General features: G+C 57.4%; 13 protein-coding genes. 7 read left to right on the top strand and 6 right to left on the bottom strand.

The features are described 5' to 3' along the window. Positions 1-77: 77 nt before the first annotated feature. Positions 78-977 carry a LysR family transcriptional regulator ArgP gene (locus KI792_02535; protein ID MBV6631892.1) on the bottom strand — a complete coding sequence of 300 codons (900 nt, stop codon included), beginning with the start codon at positions 975-977 and terminating at the stop codon, positions 78-80. A 108-nt stretch (positions 978-1,085) separates the two neighbouring features. On the opposite strand from KI792_02535, the gene KI792_02530 reads away from it, so the two are divergent. Then, positions 1,086-1,682: an amino acid transporter gene (locus tag KI792_02530; GenBank protein ID MBV6631891.1), complete on the top strand. Its 597-nt coding sequence runs from the start codon at positions 1,086-1,088 to the stop codon at positions 1,680-1,682. A 57-nt stretch (positions 1,683-1,739) separates the two neighbouring features. Further along, entirely contained in the window at positions 1,740-2,093 is a 354-nt protein-coding gene (locus KI792_02525; protein MBV6631890.1) for a (2Fe-2S)-binding protein, read from the top strand. Between the two features lie 40 nt (positions 2,094-2,133). On the opposite strand, the gene KI792_02520 is transcribed toward KI792_02525, so the two are convergent. The 3 genes from KI792_02520 to KI792_02510 all read right to left on the bottom strand — a co-directional run bounded on the left by KI792_02520 (position 2,134) and on the right by KI792_02510 (position 4,541). Beyond that, positions 2,134-3,033, bottom strand: a complete 900-nt coding sequence (locus tag KI792_02520; GenBank protein MBV6631889.1) for a hypothetical protein — start codon at positions 3,031-3,033, stop codon at positions 2,134-2,136. 43 nt (positions 3,034-3,076) lie between these two features. Further along, on the bottom strand, positions 3,077-4,018 hold the full coding sequence (locus KI792_02515; GenBank protein ID MBV6631888.1) for a hypothetical protein: 942 nt from the start codon (positions 4,016-4,018) through the stop codon (positions 3,077-3,079). A 91-nt stretch (positions 4,019-4,109) separates the two neighbouring features. Further along, entirely contained in the window at positions 4,110-4,541 is a 432-nt protein-coding gene (locus KI792_02510; protein ID MBV6631887.1) for a SufE family protein, read from the bottom strand. A gap of 174 nt (positions 4,542-4,715) precedes the next feature. Between KI792_02510 and fumC the strand changes: the two genes are divergently transcribed. The 5 genes from fumC (at position 4,716) to KI792_02485 (ending at position 8,961) form a co-directional block, all read left to right on the top strand. Continuing rightward, on the top strand, positions 4,716-6,116 hold the full coding sequence (fumC, locus tag KI792_02505; protein ID MBV6631886.1) for a class II fumarate hydratase: 1,401 nt from the start codon (positions 4,716-4,718) through the stop codon (positions 6,114-6,116). Positions 6,117-6,154: 38 nt separating this feature from the next. Further along, the gene (locus KI792_02500; GenBank protein MBV6631885.1) at positions 6,155-6,793 is read left to right on the top strand and encodes a LysE family translocator; all 639 of its coding nucleotides are present in this window, start codon (positions 6,155-6,157) and stop codon (positions 6,791-6,793) included. Positions 6,794-7,104: 311 nt separating this feature from the next. Beyond that, the gene (locus KI792_02495; protein MBV6631884.1) at positions 7,105-8,448 is read left to right on the top strand and encodes a pentapeptide repeat-containing protein; all 1,344 of its coding nucleotides are present in this window, start codon (positions 7,105-7,107) and stop codon (positions 8,446-8,448) included. A 35-nt stretch (positions 8,449-8,483) separates the two neighbouring features. Beyond that, positions 8,484-8,783, top strand: coding sequence for a ribbon-helix-helix domain-containing protein (locus tag KI792_02490; protein ID MBV6631883.1), 300 nt, complete (start codon positions 8,484-8,486; stop codon positions 8,781-8,783). Position 8,784: 1 nt separating this feature from the next. Then, complete coding sequence (locus tag KI792_02485) at positions 8,785-8,961, top strand: DUF4169 family protein (protein ID MBV6631882.1); 177 nt, start codon at positions 8,785-8,787, stop codon at positions 8,959-8,961. Between the two features lie 24 nt (positions 8,962-8,985). On the opposite strand, the gene KI792_02480 is transcribed toward KI792_02485, so the two are convergent. Together KI792_02480 and KI792_02475 are read right to left on the bottom strand one after the other, a co-directional pair. Continuing rightward, positions 8,986-9,915, bottom strand: a complete 930-nt coding sequence (locus KI792_02480; protein ID MBV6631881.1) for a hypothetical protein — start codon at positions 9,913-9,915, stop codon at positions 8,986-8,988. A 174-nt stretch (positions 9,916-10,089) separates the two neighbouring features. Beyond that, positions 10,090-13,749 carry a hydantoinase B/oxoprolinase family protein gene (locus KI792_02475; GenBank protein MBV6631880.1) on the bottom strand — a complete coding sequence of 1,220 codons (3,660 nt, stop codon included), beginning with the start codon at positions 13,747-13,749 and terminating at the stop codon, positions 10,090-10,092. Between the last annotated feature and the right edge of the window lie 16 nt (positions 13,750-13,765).

The following is a 13,765-nucleotide window of genomic DNA, read 5'->3' as shown; positions in this document are numbered from 1 at the left end:
AAGTGATCAATCAAATGGACTAGTCGCGACCCTAGCTGCCATTGATGAAAACACAAGCGCCCAATTGCTGTTCGGGCCTAATCCAACTGATCCTCGAGGGGTTCAAGCTTAGCGTGCGCAATCTCCCGAACGGCCTTGTTTAGATCGCTTAAGGCCGGGGCCGCCAGGCGACTGCAATGCCAGTAGAGCGGCACATCCAGCGGATGGCCGGGCACCAACTCCGCAAGGCATCCATCGGTAATCAAGGGCTGTACCAGCACCTCTGGGTTCATGCCCCAGCCGAGCCCAGCCTGGGCGGCATCAATGAACGCCTGCGTTGAGGGTAGAAAATGGCTCGGCAGAACAGGCTCCGCCCCCACCGCACTTTGCGCCCAGTTATCCTGCAACCGGTCCTTCACGTTGAACACCATGCTGGGTGCCCGCTCTAACGCCTGTGTAGTCACACCGTCAGCGAACCATTTATCGATAAAGCCCTGACTCGCCGTCGCCACGTAGCGCAGCGCGCCGAGCGGACGACAATCGCAGCCCTGAACCGGTTTGGCCTGACTACTAACCGCCGCCACCACCTCCCCTTTGGCAAGCCAGTCGGCACTGTAATCCTGATCATCCACCACTAGATCGAACAGCAGCCCGTCAACCTCGGCGAGGGCCGCAACGAACCAGGTGGCAAGGCTGTCGGCATTCACCGCGATCCGAACCGTGGTGGCCTGGGCAAGCGGTGCCGGTTCACCAAGGTCGCCCTGCACCGCCCGTTCTAAAAGCTCAACCTCACCCACATGCTGCACTAGGCGATGCCCAGCCTCGGTCGCCGTACAGGGCTGGCCGCGTTTGATCAGCACGGTGCCCATCCGCTCCTCCAGCTGGCGAATGCGTTGGGAAACAGCCGAGCGGGTCACACCAAGCTGACGCGCTGCCTTCTCAAAGCTGCCGGTGCGGATAATGGCGGTGAGGGCCGAGAGGGCCTGGTAATCCAACATGGTTAGATTTTCTAAACGAACAAAAGATTTTTGAGCTTAACTTATCGAGCGGCATCGCGATATCTGAAACCATCCATCGGCTATCAATACAAACACGACCAAGGCCCCATGAGTGCATTCCTCCCCGGCTTCTTTCTCGGCCTCAGCCTGATCATCGCGATTGGCGCGCAGAACGCTTTTGTTCTGCGTCAGGGGTTGCGGGGTGAGCATGTAATGATGGTGTGCTTTGCCTGCGCGACATCTGATGCGCTGCTGATTGCCGCCGGTGTCGCTGGCTTTGCCGCGATCACCGCCAATGCCCCATGGATTGAGCCTGCGTTCCGCTATGGTGGTGCCGCGTTCTTGCTGGTCTATAGCCTGCGCGCGTTTTGGTCGGCGACCCGCCCAGGTGGTGCCCTGAACCCGGCGGATAAGGCCCCCGGCGCCTGGCAGCCCGTGCTCGGCACCACGCTGGCACTCACCTGGCTGAACCCGCATGTTTATTTGGATACGCTGGTCCTACTGGGTTCAATTTCGACCCAGTATCCGGGGGCAGAGGCGATCTTCGGCATCGGCGCCGTCACGGCATCCTTCACCTTCTTCTTCGCCCTCGGCTACGGCGCCAGCCTACTTCGCCCCATCTTTGCCAAGCCCGCCGCCTGGCGCATCCTCGACGTGATTGTCGGGCTGGTCATGCTGACCATCGCGGTGAAACTGATCATCTAAGCTTTCATCAGCAGCGGCCATGGTGTGTCCATCGACCTTTGAGGGCACCGCCACCCTATGTATGTCTGCCGCTGCACCGGAATTGGTGAAAAGAGACTAGAGGAACTCATTGATGATGAGGGCGCCCGGTCTGTGCGCGATGTCTTCAGAGGCCACGGCGCCCGACCCCAATGCGGTAGCTGCGCTGTCGAAATTCAACAAATTCTCAAAGACCGCGAAGATCCAGATGTCACGACGGCAGACGCCATCGCAAAATGGAAGCGCCCCATTCTGTCGAGCGGGCCCCAAGCGCCCAAGCCAGAAACGCCAAAGGATGATCCAGGCACGGCCAAGAAATCTGAGGGCTCAGCGCCCCCAGATTTGAGCGGCACCCCAATCAGCCCAAACTGCACAGCCAATAAGAAGCCCTAAACCGCTAGGCTAGTCTGAAATCTGACGAATTGAGTTGAGTTCATTTCTGCGAGGCAGGAAGCGCGAGCTCGCAGTAGCCGAAGTCGTTGTAGTCGCTTAACCCAAGCTGATTAAGCGGCGCCAAATTCACCTTCCCCCCAACCATTGACGTGCTCAACACCCTAGCTTGATAGGCCTCATCGGTCATTTGCAGGTAGTCAGACCTGGACAATCCCGGTTGACCAGACAGCCCTATGGACGGGCCCGAAAACACAGCATAGGCCTGGTCTTCGTAAAAGATGATCTCGGTGGCGGGGGCCGACCCCACAAGGGCAGAGTTATCCATAAACAGGGTACTGAAACTCTCAGCATCCGGGCTTGGTTCAAACGGATGCACGATCCTAGAGGCACCGTGATAAATCAGATGGGGATGTGAGCCATGGAAGCGAAACGCCCAGCCATGCGGATCGCTAACACGCACTAAGGCTACCGTCTGATCACCAAGTGGCACGTCAGCTGTTTCAAGAAACAGACCGCTCTCCAACCAGACACGCCACCACTTATAGAGCTGGTCCTGCTGGAAGTAATGCGCATACAACCCCTGTAGCAGGCCATATCGCTCAATGAGGAGCTGCCAAAGCGCGTCTCGATAAAAGGCCTGCTGCTTTTCAGTTGCAGGGCGCCATTCCGGCAGCGTCACGCCTTCCGGGTAGATCAGCCCAAGATCACTCGAGAAGCGAAGGTTGGCCGCCAGGAAGCCACAAACCCCGTCCTCATCCCCCCGCTGAAGCTGGAAATCGTCGAGCTCAAACTCAAGCTGAACCAAACCCGAGACAGAGCCACCGCGCTCATCCGGGCTTGCGAACGCAGCAAGGGGCTGAAACGCCAGCAGCAGGATAACAATCCAAAGGGTCCCTCTGCCCGCAAGGTTGGGCAGTTTCAACAACGCATCGCTGATCATTCCACGTCCTAACACTGCCGCCCAACAGCTTTAGCCGAGATGGCTAAGGCAGGCTGATCCCATAGAGCCAAGACTGTTGCCGCGGCTGTCCAGGAAAGTACAAATGGCAATAGTTTCCATTGCCGTTTCTTTGCAGCCCTAACTCTTTCAACGGCGATACCAGTACGCGCCCCCTCAGATTTTCCTGAGGTTCAATCAAAGCACGAACTTGGTCATCACTCAGGGCTAACCAAGGCTGCGGGCTAAAACCCTTAGACAGTGATAGCGGCCCGCCGACATCTGCACGAACGCCATAGGGCTCGCCTTGGTAGATGACCACGTCGTTCGCAGGCACAAATCCAACATTAGGCACGTGCAAAATGTTGAGGCCTTCCAAATGGTTAAGATTATAGAGATTGAGGCCCTCAATAAGCTCTGGCGCTCGGTCCAAATCGTATGGGCTCACCATAGGGCCATTGCCCCTATAGTTGATGATTGCTCCGTGTTTCCGAACAGAAAAACGCCACATATGCGGGTCGCTAAGCCGTATTAACCGAGTACTCTCACCCGCGATCGTTACCTCGGTGGCTTCAAGGCTCTGCCCCGGAGGCAGCTGGAAAGACCATTTTGGCGTCGTACTACTGTCGTCAAAAAACGTGACCTGCACCCATTCCATGAAGCCAATTTGGCTCACGGCAAAAAGTCGTGCGCGCTCCCTAAAAAAGGCGAGCTCTTCTGCTGTCGCTGGCTGCCATTCAGGAACTGTGATCTCGTCCGGAAAAATCAGACCCTGCTCCGTTGAGAACCGGAGGCGGCCTGAGAGGTATGCACAGATCCCGTCCTCAACACCGTAGGCACGCTGGATATCGTGAACCTCAACATCCAAGGAAATTGTTTGGGGCTCCCCAAGTTCCCGAGGCGTCTGGGCGAGCACATTTGAGCCAGCCGTTAACAGCGCCAGAAACGCGATAACGCTCAACCAACCAGCCGTTAACCTATCGGGCATATCAAAAACCCAAGCATCAAAACTGCACTACAAGATATGTAGCACGGAATGACCCCATCCGCAGCGAGATTCTGTTGATTTCAGCTCGAACTTAAGCCGCCTGGGCGAGAGCGGCGACGGTTTTGATGCGGTCGATCATGGAGAAGAAGCCGTTGCGACGGTTGGGACTTAGGTGTTCTTCCAACTGCAACTGGGCGAAGGCGGCATCGATGTCGACGGCGAGGATCTGTTCCGGTGTTTTGTCAGAGAACAGCACGATCAGAACGGCGATCAACCCCTTCACGATATGGGCGTCGCTATCGGCGGCGAAATGGATTACCGCCTGCCCCTCAATCTCACGCTTATCATAGGTCATCCAGACCTGGCTCATGCAGCCCTTGACCTTGTTCTCATCGGCATAGGCGGCCTCGGGCAGTGGTTCCAAATCCTTGCCCAGATCGATGATGAAGCGATAGCGCTCCTCCCAATCATCAAGGAATTCCAGGGTCTCAACCAAATCGTCAAAATCGGTAGGTAGGGCCATGAAGCGTACAGGTCGGTCTTGGTTTCAGCGACAGCTTGGAAGCTAGCTGCTTTCTGCCGAAGGGCAAGTGGTTACGGCAACTCAGCTTCCGCCAATTAGCGAATTGCCTTGGGCGTTGTGCCGCCTTACAACTGCGTCGTCCTTTTCTCGCCGATCCACATCATCATTCAGGCCATGACCGCAAAAGACGTCCGCATCGAAACCGACAGCATGGGTGAGCTCGAGGTTCCCAATGACCGTTACTATGGCGCGCAGACCGCACGCTCGCTGATCAACTTCAAGATCGGTGGAGAGACCATGCCAGCGCCGCTGGTCCGGGCCCTCGGCATCGTTAAGAAGGCGGCGGCCGTCACCAATGTTGAGCTTGGCGCGCTGGAAGACAAAATCGGCAACGCCATCGCCGATGCGGCGGAAGAGGTGATCGACCTTACCCTGCTCGACCATTTCCCACTGGTGGTTTGGCAGACCGGTTCCGGCACCCAGTCGAACATGAATACCAATGAGGTGATCGCCAACCGCGCGATTGAGATGCTGGGCGGTACGCTGGGCTCAAAAGACCCGGTGCACCCAAATGACCATGTGAACCGTGGCCAAAGCTCAAACGACACCTTCCCAACCGCGATGCATATCGCAGCGGTTGAGCAGATCCATCATGAGCTGATCCCCGCCCTGCAGCGCCTGCACGCCGCGCTGAGTGAGAAGGCGGGTGAGTTTGATGAGATCATCAAGATCGGCCGGACCCACCTGCAAGACGCGACCCCGCTGACCCTTGGCCAAGAATTCTCCGGCTACGCTAAGCAGATTGAGAATGGCATCACCCGCGTCCGGGCCTGCATGCCGCATCTGTTGGAACTGGCCCAGGGCGGTACCGCCGTGGGTACCGGCATCAACTCAAAGCGTGGCTTTGCTGAAGGCTTCGCCGCCGCTGTCGCAGAGATCACCAGCCTACCCTTTGTCACCGCACCCAATAAGTTTGAGGCGCTGGCCGCCCATGACGCGTTGGTTGAGACCTCAGGCATGCTGAATGTGCTGGCCGTCTCCCTGATGAAGATTGCCAATGATATCCGGCTGCTCGGCTCTGGCCCACGCTGCGGGATTGGCGAGATTTCCCTGCCTGCGAATGAGCCTGGCTCATCGATTATGCCGGGTAAGGTGAACCCAACCCAGTGTGAGGCCATGACCATGGTCTGCACCCAGGTGATGGGTAACCACTCAACGGTCAGCATTGCCGGTTCCAACGGTCATTTTGAGCTGAACGTCTTCAAGCCGGTGATGATCTACAATGTGCTGCAGTCGATCCGCCTAATCGCCGATGCGTGCAACAGCTTTACCGATAACTGCGTTGCTGGCATCACCGCCAATCCTGAGCGGATTGAGAAACTGATGCGTGAGAGCCTAATGCTCGTTACCGCGTTGAACCCGCATATCGGCTACGACAACGCCGCCAAGGTGGCGAAGAAGGCGTTTGAGGACAACTCAACCCTGGAAGAGGCCTGCGTCGCCATGGGGCTGATGACAGCCGAGGAATTCCGGGCCGCGATCAAGCCGGAAGAGATGATCGCCCCGAAGGACTAAGGCGAGGCAAACGAATGAGGCTGGAGGGCTGAACAACAATGGAATGGTCGCAAATCATCGCCTTCACCATTGTTGCCAGCCTGTTGGTGATGTCGCCGGGACCCAACGGCGTGTTAATCGCCAAGACGGTGCCCACCTCTGGTCGTTTGGCTGGGTTTGCCAATGTCGGCGGATTTGTTGCCGCCTTCTATCTCCACGGCGCGTTATCGGTGCTGGGCATCTCGATCATCCTGGTCCAATCGGCCACCGCCTTTGCCATCGTGAAGTATCTTGGGGCCGCCTATCTCTGCTGGATTGGCATCAAGGCGTTGATCGCCGCCTATAAGGGTGCAGCGGCACCACAAGTGACGGAGCCCGCCAAACGCCCGCGTACATTGGGCAAGGCGTTTATGGAGGGGTTGCTGACCAACGCCCTCAACCCAAAGGTCTCGATGTTTTACCTCGCGGCCTTCCCACAGTTCATTAATCTCGGTGCCAGTTCGGCCGCATCATCCTTCACCCTGGTGTTCATCCACTCACTGCTGAACGCCATCTGGTTTTGCGCCATGGTGCTGGTGCTTGATCGATTAACCGCCCTCACCAGCAGCAACCGGGCTCAGCGCTGGTTGAACGGGATTACCGGCCTCGTCTTCATCGGCTTTGGGGCGAAGCTGGCCACCGTTCGGGCAGCCTCTTAACCGGGGCGCTTAAGCCAAAATCCAGTTTTCTCAGGATTTCCGTTTTTTGCGGCAAGTTGAGACAGGCAAAATGCTTTCTCTAGGCGGATCAACTGCTTGCGCCAGCCAAGTTCTCGCAAAATGCGATTTAGACTTAAAAAAGCTAAAATTGAAGTATTTGTAAGCCCCGCCGAAATCGGTCATAGCTGATTTGACGCAAACGCTGAAAGTATTTGTAACACTCTTATCTCAAGCTTTTACGGGCCATGCCTAAAAGTCAGATTTGATTAAGTGTTTAGCGCCATTGTAGGCGTTTTAAGGTGACTGTTTGAATGGGTGATAGCACCGTATCAATGTTGGCGGAGGCCGGCGGCGCCGAGGCGGTAAGTCGGCTAAACCAAGAGCAGCTCGACAATCTGATTGCCGAGCATCAGCAATACCTGGCCAACCGACGGGGCGGGCCACGGCTCGACCTCACGCGCCATGACGTCAGCCAACTCGATTTCTCTCATCAGAATTTGGCTCTGGCCGAGCTGGCATCCAGCGACCTGTCAGGCAGCAATCTGAAAGGCACCGACCTTTCCAACGTCAATTTGTTCGGCACCAAGCTGACCGATGGCGATTTATCGAGCGCCAACCTAGCCAATAGCGACCTTCGCGCGGCTGGTCTGCGCAACGCCAATCTGCGGCACGCCAACCTGCGTGGTGCCGACCTCCGTGAGGGGGTGATTGAGCATGCCGATGGCACCTTCACCTTCCAGAAGGCGGATTTACGGTTTGCTGATCTGAAGGGTGCCAACCTGACCGATGTTTTGGCCTATAACGCGGATATGTCGCTTACCGACATGACCAATGCCCGGCTGAACAATGCAGAGCTTAGTAACTGCAACCTGCGTGGTGCTGAAATGGAGGGGGCAGACCTGACCGGCGCCAACTTCGCTGGCTCCAACCTGCAGGGCGTCAACTTTGCTAACGCCATTCTTGACCGCACCAATCTGGACGGCGCCGATTTGACCGCTGCCATTCTTGAGGGTGCCAAGGTCCGGCGCACCGATCTAAGCCAGGCGAAGATGTCTGAGCAGCTGGAGAATTTGGAGGAGGCGCTGCGCTCAGTCCTCAAGCAGCACGCCCAATGGATTGAGAGCCTGGGCCGGATCGGGAAGCGTGCCGATCTAAGCCGCTATGATTTGAGTGAGGCAACGCTGGAGGGCGTTGAGCTGTCTGCTGCCATCCTCTGCCTAACCCTACTGCGTGGCGGCAAGATGGATAGCTCTAAGCTCGCCATGGCTGACCTTACCGCCTCCAACGCGCCTGGCTTAACCGCAGTTGGTGGTGACCTCCGCGGCATTGTTATGTGTGAGGCAAACTTGCGGAACGGTAAGTTTGACCGTGCCGATTGCTCGCCGCTCGTCGTCCGCCGCCCCGAGGGTAAGGTGGATTGTGAGGCGAACTTCGCTGGGGCCAACCTATCTGGTGCCAGTTTTGTGCAGGCTGACCTTCGGGATGTGGACTTCACAAGTTCTATCCTGCGCCGGGCCAATCTTCAGGACGCGGATTTATCGGGTGCGGTCCTGCGCAATGCTGACTTAACCGGCGCCCTGTTTGATGGTGCACGGCTCGACGGCGCCGACACCACCGGTGCGATCGGCCTGCCAGATCATATCCGCAACGCCTAAGGCATCGGGACTTCCCGCTTATCAGCTAGGTCGATATGCTTGATCGCATGTCGAGCGACCTGCTTTCCGAACCCGTGATCGATCAAACCGTGCGCAAGCGCTCGGTGCGCCTGTTCGGGCATATGACATCGGTTAGTTTGGAGCCACTATTCTGGGAAGAGCTCAACCGCCTGGCCAAACGCGACGGCGTCACCCTGACCGCGCTGATTGAGCGGATTGATAGCGCCAGAACGACAACGTCGGGGGCTGATGCCAGTAACACAACTACCGGCAGCCTATCCAGCGCGCTGCGCCTCTACATCCTCACCGAAATTATCGCCGAACGGGATCACTGACATGGCCGACATCGTCAATCTTCGCCAGGCCCGCAAGCAAAAGGCCCGGGAAGAAAAGGCTAAGCAGGCAGAGGCCAACCGAACCGCCCATGGCCGCACCAAGGCTGAGAAGTCGAAAACAGCGGCACAGAAGAAGATTGAGGCCGACCGCCTAGATGGGCATCGGTTGGATGACTAGCCCCACAGAGCCCCAGAAAGCGTTCTAGTTGGAGCTCTGATCAAAGGCGTCAATCAACTCAAGCCGATCAACAATCTCAGATGCCTGTTCATCTGAGATTAATCGAGGTGCCCCAGACGCCGAGGCGGTCTGATCAGCAGACGTCGGCGAGAATAGTGGCTCACCGTCCATATAGTCTCGTGACAGATCTCGGTTTCCAGCGACAAACTGATTAGCAAACTCCACAGCGCCTGGATCAGACAACACACCGCCCAGCAAAAGCGGATTGGATAAAATAGCGTCCATAACGTCAGCAGATACTACCGGTGCCTGACCACCACTTGATTGGCGCCTATTGTAGAGCCGAAGCACCTTGGCCTGATCGGCGGTGAGCTTTTTGTTCTGAACCTTGGTAGAGAAGTTAAAGCCGGCCTCATCAGCCATGCCCAAGGCGTGACGAAGAAAATCACGCCGGCTATCTCCCCACTCTAGCCACTGAGCCCCATACCGACGAACCAAGAGGTTCTCTCGACCAAAGACGGCAGCCCAGCGATCGAGGCTTGCCTTATAGTCATAGTAAACGGTGTCCAGGCCTAGGTCTGATAGCCTTTGATTGAACTCAACCAGCCCCAAGGGAGAGCCAGACTTCAGGGCCGTTGAGTACAACGATAGCCGGGCATCAGATTGTTCACGCAGGTAACAAACGACCCGGATACTCGTGAAATGAGCGTTGAGAAAACCAGCCAGAGCTGAAATGGATTTTTCGCTCCTGAAACGACTGTGGAAATGCTCCGACGAGACAATCATTCGATCGAAGCGAGAGCTTTCGACCCTGATCTCAGCAGATAGCCTCTCCAGAAAGGGGACACACACAGCCCGCCGCTGCTCTTCATCAAAGATGTCATTGGCAGCATGTAGGTCGTCTAGATCATCTTGAAAGCACGCAGCGAGTTCGCGATTTACACCCGGTAACATGACCCGGCTTTGAAAAACCCCATGCGCTTCTAGCTGCGACTGGTTCCCGCTCAACCAGGTCTGAATGGCCGTTGAGCCGGTCTTCTCAGCGCCAATATGAAGTACGCATCTCATGCGCGATCGATCCGCAACGCAATATTCTGATGGCCTAGACTATGGGGGTAGAAGACGAGATCACACGCCAAAACCACCACCACCTGGCGTTTCAATAGTGATGAGCTCACCGGTTTCCATATCTACGCTTTCGGTACTGCCCAGCATCTGCTGGCTGCCGTCTAATCGCTGGACATAGGTTTTGCCAGGGGCGCCTGGTGCGCCGCCCTCTAAGCCGAAGGGTGGCTCAATCCGCCGATTAGATAGGATCGAGGCCCGCATAGGTTCTAAGAACCGAAGTTGGCGGATGACACCCTCGCCACCTTGATGCTTACCAACGCCGCCCGACCCGTGTCGCAGAGAGAACCGCTCCAACAACACGGGATACCTTGCCTCCAGCACCTCAGGATCGGTAAGGCGGGAATTGGTCATATGGGTGTGTATGCCCCCGCAGCCATCGAACGTACGCCCGGCACCAGCACCACCACAGATCGTCTCATAATACTGATAGGTATCGTTGCCGAAGGTGAAGTTATTCATCGTCCCCTGGGCCGAGGCCAGAACGCCCAAGGCGCCAAACAGACAATCGGTTACGCATTGTGAGACCTCAACATTCCCGGCCACCACCGCAGCCGGATAGTCAGGGTTCAACATTGAGCCGGCGGGAATGCGAATATCCAGAGGCTTTAGGCAACCGGCATTAAGTGGAATATCAGCATCGATCAGGGTCCGAAACACATAAAGCACCGCAGCCCGGCAGACAGCGGCAGGGGCGTTGAAGTTGCTGCCTTGCTGCTCGCTGGTCCCAGCAAAATCGATGGTGGCGGCGCGTGCGGCCTGGTCAACGGTGATTGCCACGCTGATGTTGGCGCCGCTATCGAGCTTTACGGTGTGGCTGCCACCCTCAAGGCTTGCCAGAACCTCCCGCATCAGGCGTTCAGCATTATCTTGTACGTGCCGCATATAAGCACGTACGCGTGACAAGCCAAATTGCCCAACCATCTTGGTGAGTTCAGCAACGCCCTTTTCATTGGCCGCAATCTGCGCCTTCAGGTCACCGATGTTTTGTTCGATGTTTCGAGCGGGGTATTTGGCGCCGCCAAATAGATCACGCACCACCTGCTCCTGAAACGTGCCTTGATCAACCAGCTGCACATTGTCGATCAGTACCCCCTCATCATCGATATGGGTGCTCATCGGTGGCATGGATCCTGGGGTTAGCCCCCCAATATCGGCATGGTGACCGCGAGAGGCGACGTAGAACAGCACGGCTGTGCCCGCCTCATCAAAGACCGGGGTGATAACGGTGACATCGGGTAGATGGGTGCCGCCATTATAGGGGTCGTTCAGCATGAAAACGTCGCCCGGCTTAACGCCATCCCCACGCCGTTCGATAATCGTGCGAACGCTGTCGCCCATGGAACCTAAATGGACCGGGATATGCGGCGCGTTAGCGACCAAACCGCCCTCGGCATCAAAGACCGCGCAGGAGAAGTCCAGCCTCTCTTTGATGTTCACGGAATAGGACGTGTTCTCAAGCGTTGTGCCCATCTGCTCGGCAATCGCCATGAACAGATTGTTGAAAACCTCCAGTAGCACTGGATCGGGTCTGGCGTCGGCATCCTGACCCGCTTCAACATCGTTGGCTGCTGTGCGTGCCTGATAGCGGTTGATCACCACGGCACCCGAGGCGCGGATCTCCGCTCGCCAGCCCGGATCCACCATAATGGTGGAGGTATCCTCAAGCAGGATTGCCGGCCCCTCAATCTGCGTTCCCGCCGCTAGAGCATCACGTTTGAAGACAGCGGTGTCGTGATACCGATCCTCAGTAAACACCTGCACAACCGTGACTGGCTCGGGTGCCGGCGCGTTACCTGAACTGGCTGACTTATCGCCCTCGACCTCAGTACCGGAGGCACCAATCGCCTCCACCGCCACCATCTCAACAATCAGATCGCGGTCGGCCATGGTGAAGCCAAACTGCTGGCGATGCAGATCATTGAACGCGCTGGCCATCGTGGCGGGATCAGCCGCGGCAACCGGCAGGGCCTTATCCGTACCGGCATATTTCAGGTGATAGCGGATCTCTAGCCGGATATCGGCCGGATCTACGCCCTGCTCCACCAGCTCTTGCCGCGCCTGTTCGCCGACGTCATCGGCGCTCTTTCCGGCCTTGGCGGCGGTTTCGTCATTCAACGGTGCCTCAACCGATATCTCACGCAGGGAGCGACGATCAGCGAGCCCCATGCCAAAGGCTGAGAGAACACCGGCAAACGGGTGCAACAACACCGTCTCAATGCCCAGCGCATCGGCGACCAGACAGGCATGCTGGCCACCGGCACCGCCAAAGCTGTTTAGGGCGTATCGGGTCACATCATGGCCGCGCTGCACCGAAACCTGGCGGATCGCGTGGGCCATATTGTCGATGGCGATCCGCAGAAAACCGGCGGCAACGGCCACCGGTTCCCGTTGATCACCCGTCTTATCCGCAATCTCAGCGGCCAACTCAGTAAAGCGGTGGCGCACCGCATCGGCGTCCAAGGGCTCATCGCCGCCAGGGCCGAACACCCGGGGGAAGAAGTCCGCCTGCAACTTACCCAGCATGACATTGCAGTCGGTCACCGTAAGTGGGCCGCCACGGCGATAACTGCACGGGCCGGGGTTGGCGCCAGCACTCTCTGGCCCGACGCGGAAGCGACTGCCGTCAAAATGGCAGATGGAACCACCGCCGGCCGCAACCGTATGGATATCCATCATGGGTGCGCGCATCCGAACACCCGCAACCACGGTCTCAAAGCTGCGTTCATACCCGCTGCCCTGGGTGCCATCATAATGGGCCACATCGGTTGAGGTGCCGCCCATATCAAACGTGATGATCTGGTCAAACCCATGGGTTCTGGCGGTTTCAACCGCACCAACAATGCCACCGGCTGGGCCAGATAGGATGCAATCCTTGCCCTGGAAGCGCTCAGCCTCAATCAGGCCACCATTGGACTGCATGAACAACAGGCGCGGCCCGTCTTCACCGGCGGCTTCTAAGTCACCGGCTACCTGCTCCACGTAACGGCGCAGGATGGGCGAGAGATAGGCATCAACCACCGTCGTGTCACCGCGCCCGACAAGCTTAATCAGCGCGCTGACCTCATGACTAACGGATACCTGGGTGAAGCCAACATCTTGGGCGATCTTGGCCGCCGCCTGCTCATGGGCTGGATAGCGATAGCCATGCATAAACAGGATAGCGCAGGCACGAATACCATCGGCATAGGCGGCCTCAAGCCCCTGCCGCAGCACCTGTTCATTCAGCGGCGTCTCCACAGTACCATCGGCACGCACCCGCTCCGGCACCTCGAGCACCTGCTCATACAGTTGCTCTGGTAGCTTGATATCGAGATCAAAAATGCGGGGGCGTGCCTGGTAACCGAGGCGCAGCGCATCCTTAAACCCCTCTGGCACAATAAGCAGGACCCGCTCACCCTTACGCTCCAACAGCGCGTTAGTGCCGACGGTGGTGCCCATCTTCACCGCCTCAATATTGCTGGCGGGAATATCCGTCACCGCCTCAGCATCAAGCAGATCGGCAATGCCCCGGATGGCAGCATCGCGGTACCGCTCAGGGTTCTCAGAAAGCAGCTTGTGGGTGGTCAGCGACCCGTCAGGGCGCTTGGCCACAATATCGGTGAAGGTGCCACCGCGATCGATCCAAAACTGCCACTTCGCATCAGGGGCGGTGTTACTCATAGGTCGGTACTTATCT

This window comes from Alphaproteobacteria bacterium SS10 (assembly GCA_019192455.1).
Lineage (GTDB): Bacteria > Pseudomonadota > Alphaproteobacteria > TMED2 > TMED2 > TMED2.
This window is presented reverse-complemented; position numbering and strand designations above follow the sequence as displayed.

Coding starts and splice junctions, on each gene's coding strand:
- KI792_02535 (MBV6631892.1), bottom strand. CDS start 977: ATGTTGGATTACCAGGCCCTCTCGGCCCTCACCGCCATTATCCGCACC.
- KI792_02530 (MBV6631891.1), top strand. CDS start 1,086: ATGAGTGCATTCCTCCCCGGCTTCTTTCTCGGCCTCAGCCTGATCATC.
- KI792_02525 (MBV6631890.1), top strand. CDS start 1,740: ATGTATGTCTGCCGCTGCACCGGAATTGGTGAAAAGAGACTAGAGGAA.
- KI792_02520 (MBV6631889.1), bottom strand. CDS start 3,033: ATGATCAGCGATGCGTTGTTGAAACTGCCCAACCTTGCGGGCAGAGGG.
- KI792_02515 (MBV6631888.1), bottom strand. CDS start 4,018: ATGCCCGATAGGTTAACGGCTGGTTGGTTGAGCGTTATCGCGTTTCTG.
- KI792_02510 (MBV6631887.1), bottom strand. CDS start 4,541: ATGGCCCTACCTACCGATTTTGACGATTTGGTTGAGACCCTGGAATTC.
- fumC (MBV6631886.1), top strand. CDS start 4,716: ATGACCGCAAAAGACGTCCGCATCGAAACCGACAGCATGGGTGAGCTC.
- KI792_02500 (MBV6631885.1), top strand. CDS start 6,155: ATGGAATGGTCGCAAATCATCGCCTTCACCATTGTTGCCAGCCTGTTG.
- KI792_02495 (MBV6631884.1), top strand. CDS start 7,105: ATGGGTGATAGCACCGTATCAATGTTGGCGGAGGCCGGCGGCGCCGAG.
- KI792_02490 (MBV6631883.1), top strand. CDS start 8,484: ATGCTTGATCGCATGTCGAGCGACCTGCTTTCCGAACCCGTGATCGAT.
- KI792_02485 (MBV6631882.1), top strand. CDS start 8,785: ATGGCCGACATCGTCAATCTTCGCCAGGCCCGCAAGCAAAAGGCCCGG.
- KI792_02480 (MBV6631881.1), bottom strand. CDS start 9,915: ATGTTACCGGGTGTAAATCGCGAACTCGCTGCGTGCTTTCAAGATGAT.
- KI792_02475 (MBV6631880.1), bottom strand. CDS start 13,749: ATGAGTAACACCGCCCCTGATGCGAAGTGGCAGTTTTGGATCGATCGC.